The 7,866-nt window shown below is 37.7% G+C and carries 8 protein-coding genes; 4 read left to right on the top strand and 4 right to left on the bottom strand.

The window, feature by feature from the left end; translation table 11 throughout:
* Nucleotides 1–497 (top strand): DUF6990 domain-containing protein (locus tag GGR08_RS05435; protein ID WP_425485753.1); only part of this gene is annotated, 497 nt, incomplete at its 5' end.
* Between the two features lie 175 nt (nucleotides 498–672).
* On the top strand, nucleotides 673–1,113 hold the full coding sequence (locus GGR08_RS05430; protein ID WP_183194361.1) for a PRC-barrel domain-containing protein: 441 nt from the start codon (nucleotides 673–675) through the stop codon (nucleotides 1,111–1,113).
* 156 nt (nucleotides 1,114–1,269) lie between these two features.
* On the opposite strand, the gene ychF is transcribed toward GGR08_RS05430, so the two are convergent.
* Nucleotides 1,270–2,373, bottom strand: coding sequence for a redox-regulated ATPase YchF (ychF, locus tag GGR08_RS05425; protein WP_183194359.1), 1,104 nt, complete (start codon nucleotides 2,371–2,373; stop codon nucleotides 1,270–1,272).
* A 268-nt stretch (nucleotides 2,374–2,641) separates the two neighbouring features.
* Between ychF and GGR08_RS05420 the strand changes: the two genes are divergently transcribed.
* Nucleotides 2,642–3,355, top strand: coding sequence for a L,D-transpeptidase family protein (locus GGR08_RS05420; RefSeq protein ID WP_183194357.1), 714 nt, complete (start codon nucleotides 2,642–2,644; stop codon nucleotides 3,353–3,355).
* 434 nt (nucleotides 3,356–3,789) lie between these two features.
* Here the strand turns inward: GGR08_RS05420 and pth are convergent, their stop codons facing one another.
* A complete protein-coding gene (pth, locus tag GGR08_RS05415) occupies nucleotides 3,790–4,371 on the bottom strand; it encodes an aminoacyl-tRNA hydrolase (RefSeq protein WP_183194356.1) in 582 nt (193 codons plus the stop codon).
* 76 nt (nucleotides 4,372–4,447) lie between these two features.
* A complete protein-coding gene (locus tag GGR08_RS05410) occupies nucleotides 4,448–5,077 on the bottom strand; it encodes a 50S ribosomal protein L25/general stress protein Ctc (protein WP_183194354.1) in 630 nt (209 codons plus the stop codon).
* 286 nt (nucleotides 5,078–5,363) lie between these two features.
* Between GGR08_RS05410 and GGR08_RS05405 the strand changes: the two genes are divergently transcribed.
* Nucleotides 5,364–6,863: a helicase HerA domain-containing protein gene (locus GGR08_RS05405; protein WP_183194353.1), complete on the top strand. Its 1,500-nt coding sequence runs from the start codon at nucleotides 5,364–5,366 to the stop codon at nucleotides 6,861–6,863.
* Here GGR08_RS05405 and GGR08_RS05400 read toward each other — a convergent pair.
* On the bottom strand, nucleotides 6,860–7,792 hold the full coding sequence (locus tag GGR08_RS05400) for a ribose-phosphate pyrophosphokinase (RefSeq protein WP_183194352.1): 933 nt from the start codon (nucleotides 7,790–7,792) through the stop codon (nucleotides 6,860–6,862). The genes GGR08_RS05405 and GGR08_RS05400 overlap by 4 nt on opposite strands.
* Nucleotides 7,793–7,866 lie beyond the last annotated feature (74 nt).

Raw genomic sequence — 7,866 nt, 5'->3', positions numbered from 1 at the left:
ACGACCTTGATAAAAACGGAGAGACACCGCTTGTTACCTTCAAGGTTTCTCTTTCAACACTTGGTTTTTCTACAGCTTATCGATCTATTTTCATCAATACTCCCCAATATACCGTTCTTAAAGAGTTAGAAGAAGTTTATGCAGTTTCTAGTACTGAATTGGATGAAGGCAAGCTGAAACAGATCTGTACGGATATTCTTGAATGGGCTGATAACCAAAACACCAACCAAATCATCTATGATTATGCAGCTTTGCCAACAAACAGTGAACTTGATCTTATAATACGCCATTTTATTGCGCTTATTCTTATTGGGGATGTTGAAAAGCTCAAATTTTATAAGGAAAGTTTGAAGGATAAAAACTTTTCAGCTTTGATAAAGGAAAACATAGCACATATTATTGATAACGTCCTTACTCTTGCACGCCGTTATCGGACTGGTTTTCGTGTTGTTTCATTTTTAATTTTAATCATTTTTGCAGGCTTTTTTATATTTTAAATCGTATTTAGCATAGTTTAGAAGAAGATATTGAGGAAGCAACAAAAAGTGCAATTAAAAAGAAAAGGATAAAGCGATTGGTTTTGAAATAGTATAAAGAGCATAAGGAACAAATCTATTTATAATGCATTGATGTTTTATAAAGTAAAAGCAAAGTAAAAACGGAGATGTTAAAATGAAAAAAATAGCATGTACTACTCTTATGTCAATTTCGATAGTTTTTAGTACTTATGCTCAGTCTTTTGAAGTACCTTCTAAACCTGAAATGATTTCTTCGACGGGCATTGTACAGGTAGGGATAGATAAATCTGTGCGTTATGTGACCCCTTTAGCAACGGATTTTGTTGCTTCTAGCCTTATAGGAGCCAATGTATATAATATAGAAGATGAAAATATTGGTGAAGTAAAAGATATTATTTTACGTGAAAATAATATTGCGGGATTTGTTATTGCTGTAGGTGGTTTTCTTGGCATAGGGGAGAGTTATGTGGTTGTTTCTCCAGAAACAATCCAGATGACAAATGATTATGGTAAGTGGAAACTTATTACAAACGCGACAAAGGATTCTTTAAAGAACGCTCCAATATTTAAATACGAAGGGCGTTGGGCACGCTAAATTTTATATTTTCATTCTTAATGGGTAAAAAAGTTGCTATCATAATATTATGGTAGCAACTTTTTTTATTTAGAAGACCATCGGAAGTTTTTGCGACAAGCTTTCATGAATTTATTACAAAATTTTCAAGATAAAATATTTAAAGAAGAATAAAGATTAGGTATTATGTTTAAATAACATTATATCACCGTCTTGCACAATGTATTCTTTTCCTTCATCACGGGCTTTTCCTGCCTCTTTTGCACCACTTTCTCCTCCCAGAGCAATATAGTCATTGTAGCTGATGGTTTGGGCACGAATGAAGCCGCGTTCAAAATCTGAGTGAATAATACCTGCTGCTTGGGGAGCTTTTGTACCACGCGTAATGGTCCATGCTCGCGTTTCCTTAGGTCCACAGGTAAAGTAAGTAATGAGATCAAGTAAATGGTAACCAGCGCGAATAAGGCGATTTAAACTTGGTTCAAAGAGTCCTAAAGCATTTAGATATTCTGATGCTTCAGTATCGCTCAGTTGCGTAATTTCCGCTTCGATAGAAGCAGAAATGATAATGCTTTGTGTGCTTTGCTCTATTGCCATTTTTTCGATTGTTTGAGTAAAGCTATTTCCATGAGCGGCGTCATTTTCGCTTACGTTGCAAACATAAAGTACAGGCTTTGAGGTTAAAAGATTCAGACTTTTAAGAATATGGTGTTCATCAGGAGGGATATTCTTGAATAATAAGCGGACAGGATTTCCTTGTTGTAGTATGTTTAGTGCTTTTTCCATAATGGGTAGAATTATGAAAGCTTCTTTGTCTTTTCCAGTTGCTTGTTTCCGGATTTGTACGATTCGTCTCTCAAGGCTTTCAAGATCCGCAAGCATGAGTTCGGTTTCAACCGTTTTCGCATCACAAACAGGATCAATACGTCCTTCTACATGGGTAATATCTTCGTTTTGAAAACAGCGTAAAACGTGGACAATGGCATTGACTTCGCGAATATTGGCTAAAAATTTGTTCCCTAAACCTTCACCTTTTGAAGCTCCTTTTACAAGCCCAGCAATATCAACGAAATTAATGCGTGTAGGAACAATTTCCTTTGAACCAGCGATTGATGCAATTTTTTCCATTCGCAAATCTGGAACAGCAATTTCACCAGTATTGGGTTCAATGGTACAAAAAGGATAATTGGCAGCTTGTGCAGCAGCTGTTTTTGTTAATGCATTAAAAAGTGTTGATTTCCCAACATTAGGTAATCCAACAATACCGCATTTAAAGCCCATGAGAGTTTTTCTTTCCTATTGATTTTATGGTCAAGATAAAGCTTCTTTTTATAGCATGTTTTCAGGAGAGTTATAGTCTTTGTATTGCGATAACTGAGAAAAAAATCTACAGCAACAAATACTCTACTTTTTTACCTTTTAAGTTTTTCTTATCTTAATGATTTTCTTAGTCTCAAGGATAAGAAAACTTCGACTTAATATTAATAATGTGCTAAGCTTTTCATGGTACGCAAGTCTGCGTAAATAATTAATCGGAGAAAATAGAAGAGTGTTAACTCGTTATGTCTTTTTAATCTCAGTACTTTTGGCTTTGCCTGGATGTGCTACACATCAGTCAGATATGTCATCGGTTTCTTTTCAACAAGCTCGGTATATTTCACCAGAAATACAGGCTTTGTACGGTCCTATAACGAATGAGGCTTATTTGTTACCTGCTGTTGATCTTGCGACAATTGATCCAAAATTTTGGCGACAAGAAGTAATTTATTATACGTCTTATCCACCTGGAACATTAGTTATAGATATGCAAGAATGTTTTCTTTATCTCATTGGTGAAAATGGAAAAGCTTTACGTTATGGGATTGGAGTTGGTAAGGAAGGCTTAGCATTTGAAGGTGAAGGGGTTGTACAGCGCAAGCGCCGATGGCCAAATTGGGTTCCTACCACAGCAATGATGGCTAGAGAACCAGAACGTTATGGTCATTTGGGGAAAGGAATGCCACCAGGACCTGATAATCCGTTGGGTGCGCGGGCACTTTATCTTTTTAAAAATGGGAAAGATACATTTTTCCGTATTCATGGCTCACATGAATCTTGGTCAATTGGGCGTGCTATTTCAAGTGGGTGTATTCGTTTGCTTAATCAAGATATTATTGACCTTTATGATCGTGTTCCCATTGGTTCACGTGTTGTGGTGTTGCAAAACAATAAGAGTGTACCTACAGTTTACAATCAACAATCAACTAGCGATGATTCGCTATAATTAACTATTCAGTCAACTGGATTTTTTTAATTTTAAGGAGAAAGTTAGGATGAAGCCATTTGGGGATGTTTTTGGTTTGTTGTTCAATTTTATCTCTTTCCAAAGAGAGAGTGTAAATCTTTCTTTGGAGAAAGTGTGGACAAATTAACACCATTGTTCTACTTGCTGGCTTCTAATGTTGCTAATCGTTTTATCTTTGAAAAGGTTCATAAAAGGGGTTTTTCTACTTTTTTCAGGAGTTTTATCTATATATCTCTCAACTTGCGAGGTGTAGGCTAATGGTGTTGCTTGTTTGACTATCAACAGATTTAAAATGAATCATCGATTATTCGAAATTTTTAGTGTAAGTCCAAAAAATTAATCATTATAAATTAATGTATTATATAAATTTTCTATAGAAAAGCGTTAATTTTATCGATGAGAGAAATAAGCTGTTAGGGTAAGTTCTCGTTTTTTAACGTCTGTGATATTTCATTTATAAAGAGGGACTTGTTATCTTTTATGAGCAGAGCAATATTTTTTGCAATTGCATCTAAAAGAGGGGAGAGCCATTCTTGATCAGATTTGGTAAAATTTCCCAGAACATGCTGGTGAACAAGTTTTTTATTTCCAGGGTGACCAATTCCTATGCGTACACGAAAATAGCCAGCACTACAATGGGCATCAATAGATTTAATACCATTATGCCCATTATTTCCTCCGCCAATTTTTACACGGATCTTTCCTGGTGGTAGGTCTAACTCATCATAAATAACGATCAAATTCTTCAAATCTAATTTATAATAGCGTAAAGCTTGATCAATAGCTTGACCAGAGAGATTCATGAAAGTTTGTGGTTTTATAAGAAAAATTTTCTCATTATTTATGAAACCATTGGAGATTTTTGCTTGAAATTTCTTCGACCATGGAGAAAAAGGAAAGGACTGGTAAATGGCATCAACAGCCATAAAACCGATATTATGTCGGTTATTTTGATATTGTAAACCAGGATTGCCAAGCCCAGCAATAAGCCACATGTGTATCTTCAGTCAAGGTATGAGAAAGGGTAATATCCCATAAATTAAGGCGAAAAAAATTCTCGTCTGTTGAGTTCTATGAAGTTTGCGTGTCGTTCTTATCATTTTCTTGTTCAGAAGTTTTATCACTGACACCCATGGTTGCAGGGACTGCAATGGTTGCAATGGTAAAGTCTCGATCTTGGATGATGGGGGTTACATTTTGGGGCAGCTGCACTGCTGAAATGTGAATAGAATCACCAATAGAATAACTGGAGAGATCAATTTCAATGGCTTCAGGAATAGCATTTGCTGGGGCAGTACATTCGATTTCGTGCCGAACAATATTGAGGACACCACCTCTTTTAAGCCCAGGCGCTGTATCTTCATTGAGGAAGTGGACGGGAATATTTACTTCTACAATGGATTTTGCTGAAATGCGCAAAAAATCTACATGGAGAGGAAAGTCACGCACGGGATCTAGTTGATAGTCTTTTGGCAAGACCATAATTTTTTGCTTATCAAGCACAATCGTTGCAATGGTGGTACGAAAGCCACCAGCCTGAATTTTGTAGAAAATTTCTTTATAGGGAACTGTTATTGCCAAAGCTGGTTGTTTTTCACCATAAATAACAGCGGGAATAAGACCATTGCGACGAAGTTCACGGGAGGACCCCTTACCAACCCGCTCGCGTTTTTCGGCTTTAAGAGTATAGCTTTTGCTCATAATTTAAGTCCTTTTTACATGATTGGAGATCCTTCAAAAACAATAACAGTTTTTGCATGGATATGAAGATATGCGCTAACAAGCAGCGATCGCTCCATTCTGCGTTGCCTCCAAGGGTGTCTACGCAGAATTCTGTTCTATAATTCAAAATATTCATAGATGCAAGAGTTGTGGGAAAAATCGATGATTTCTACCGTTTAAAAAGAGGGCATGCTAAAAATTATGGTGCGGATGGAGAATCGACTAATATACGCTAATGTGTTTAAAATTAAACAGTGGAGATGTTATGAAGGTTGAGATTGCCTTGGGTGAGATGTCAGAGAGACATGCTTTGCATAAATCGATACCAGCACTTCTTGATTTGGAAGAATTATTAGCGACACGTCTTCTTGTACAAGGCAATTCCGGTTCAGGGAAATCACATCTTTTACGCCGTCTTTTGGAGCAGAGTGCTAAGTGGGTGCAACATTGTGTGATTGATCCAGAAGGAGATTTTGTAACTTTGGCAGATAAATTTGGTCATGTTATTGTAGAGGCTCAACGTAGCGAACTAGAATTAATACGTATTGCTCATCGTATTCGACAACATCGGATTTCAGTGGTGCTTAATCTTGAAGGTTTAGATATTGAACAACAGATGCGTGCTGTGGGGGTTTTTCTTGGAGCCCTGTTTGATGTGGAACGTGATTATTGGTATCCTATGCTTGTTGTTGTCGATGAAGCACAATTATTTGCTCCAACTGTGGCAGGAGAAGTTTCTGATGAAGCACGTAAAGTTTCTCTTAGTGCTATGATTAATCTTATGTGTCGAGGGCGTAAACGTGGTCTTGCTGGGGTTATTGCGACACAGCGTTTGGCTAAGCTTGCTAAAAATGTTGCTGCTGAAGCTTCTAATTTTTTAATAGGCCGGACTTTTTTAGATATTGATATGGTGCGAGCTGCTGATCTTTTGGGAATGGAGCGTCGCCAGGCTGAAATGTTTAGAGACCTTGAGCGGGGATATTTTATAGCTTTAGGGCCTGCTTTATCACGACGTCCTTTACCAATCATTATCGGTTCTGTTGAAACTTTAGCACGTTCTTCTAACCCCAAATTAATGCCTCTTCCGACGGAGTGGAATGATGTACGAGAACTTGTTTTTACTGCTTCACCAGCGGAAATTTTAACACCATTTAAGCAAACACGAGAGGCGGTGAAAGAAAAATCAATGCACGAGATGTTAGAAGAGGCGGTGCGTAAAAAACAAGAGTTGCTGGAAGAAGAACTAAATTTATTTCCTGAATTTTCTGATGTTGAAAGTGATAGCCAAGCAGAACATGTTATTCGGGAAATTCTTGAGGATCCAGAGGTTTTTTATCGTTCAACAGCGGTACTTTATCAAGATTTTTTGGTTCGTTGCCGTAGCCATGGTATATCAAAAGTTCCTTTTAATCTTTCACAATTTAGGCGTAAATTGGCTATTGCGCAAGCTTTTGTCGATGAACAAATGGCTGTTAGTGAACTTTGGAAACATATTCTGCAAATATCAGAAAGGTTGGAAGATAATGTTCAAGGAGTTTTCTTGAACGTGGCACAGGCCGCATTAGGCGGAAAGCCTTGCCCATCCGATGCATTTTTAGCACGTCTTTATGGAACTCATTCTTTAAGCCGTGCTCGTCGACTTTTAACTTACTTTGAAGAACGTGGTCTCATTATGATTCGTATGGATCTTAGTGGTCAACGCATTGTTGCATTTCCCGATCTTGGTGTCGAAACAGCACCAGGAGATCCCAAGGAACCACTTTAACCAAATAAGCTTGAAACAGATTGTTCTGCTGCTGTTCTTGCTATTGCTTCTCCAATAAGATCGGCAATAGGCAAAACGCGAATATTATGTGCTTTCTCAATGGTTTGTGTTGGCATAATTGAATCTGTAATAATCAATTCTTTCATTTCTGAATTAGCAATTCGTTGGATTGCATTTCCAGAAAGAACACCGTGCGTGATATAAGCTGTGACACTCTTGGCGCTATGTTTAAGCAGAGCACTTGCTGCATTGCATAAAGTTCCACCTGAATCAACAATATCATCAAGCAAAAGACAGTCTTTTCCCGATACATCTCCAATAATATTCATAACTTCTGATTCACCGGGCCGTTCGCGACGTTTATCCACAATAGCGAGCAAACTGTTCAAGCGCTTGGCTAAGGAGCGAGCACGGATTACACCACCCACATCAGGTGAAACTACAATGACATTTTCAAGAGAATAATGCATTTTAACATCGCGAGAAATGACAGGAACAGCATAGAGATTATCCGTAGGGATATCAAAAAAACCTTGAATTTGTCCTGCATGAAGGTCTAATGTCAAAACGCGATGGGCACCCGCTTCAGTAATTAGATTAGCAACAAGTTTTGCAGAAATGGGAGTCCGTGGACCAGGTTTTCGATCTTGGCGAGCGTAGCCAAAATAAGGTATCACTGCTGTGATACGACGTGCGGAAGAACGACGAAGGGCATCAATCATAATGAGTAATTCCATCAAATGATCATTTGCAGGATAGGATGTAGACTGTAAAACAAAAACATCTTGTCCACGTACATTTTCATGTAGTTCTACGAAAATTTCTTGATCAGCAAAGCGCTTTACAGTTGCTTTGCCTAAGGGGATGTTCAAATAATTTGTAACATCTTCAGCTAGGCGTGGATTGGAATTTCCGCAGAAAAGTTTCATAGTAGAACCTCTGAATAATTATGGTGGGAATGCGACACGGTTTTTAATTTCTTTTTACTAAATTGCAAGAAAAC

Origin of the sequence: Bartonella fuyuanensis, from assembly GCF_014197255.1 — a bacterium.
In the GTDB taxonomy this organism is placed as follows: domain Bacteria; phylum Pseudomonadota; class Alphaproteobacteria; order Rhizobiales; family Rhizobiaceae; genus Bartonella; species Bartonella fuyuanensis.
The sequence above is the reverse complement of the archived record's forward strand: the minus strand, read 5'-3'. Positions and strand labels throughout refer to the sequence as shown.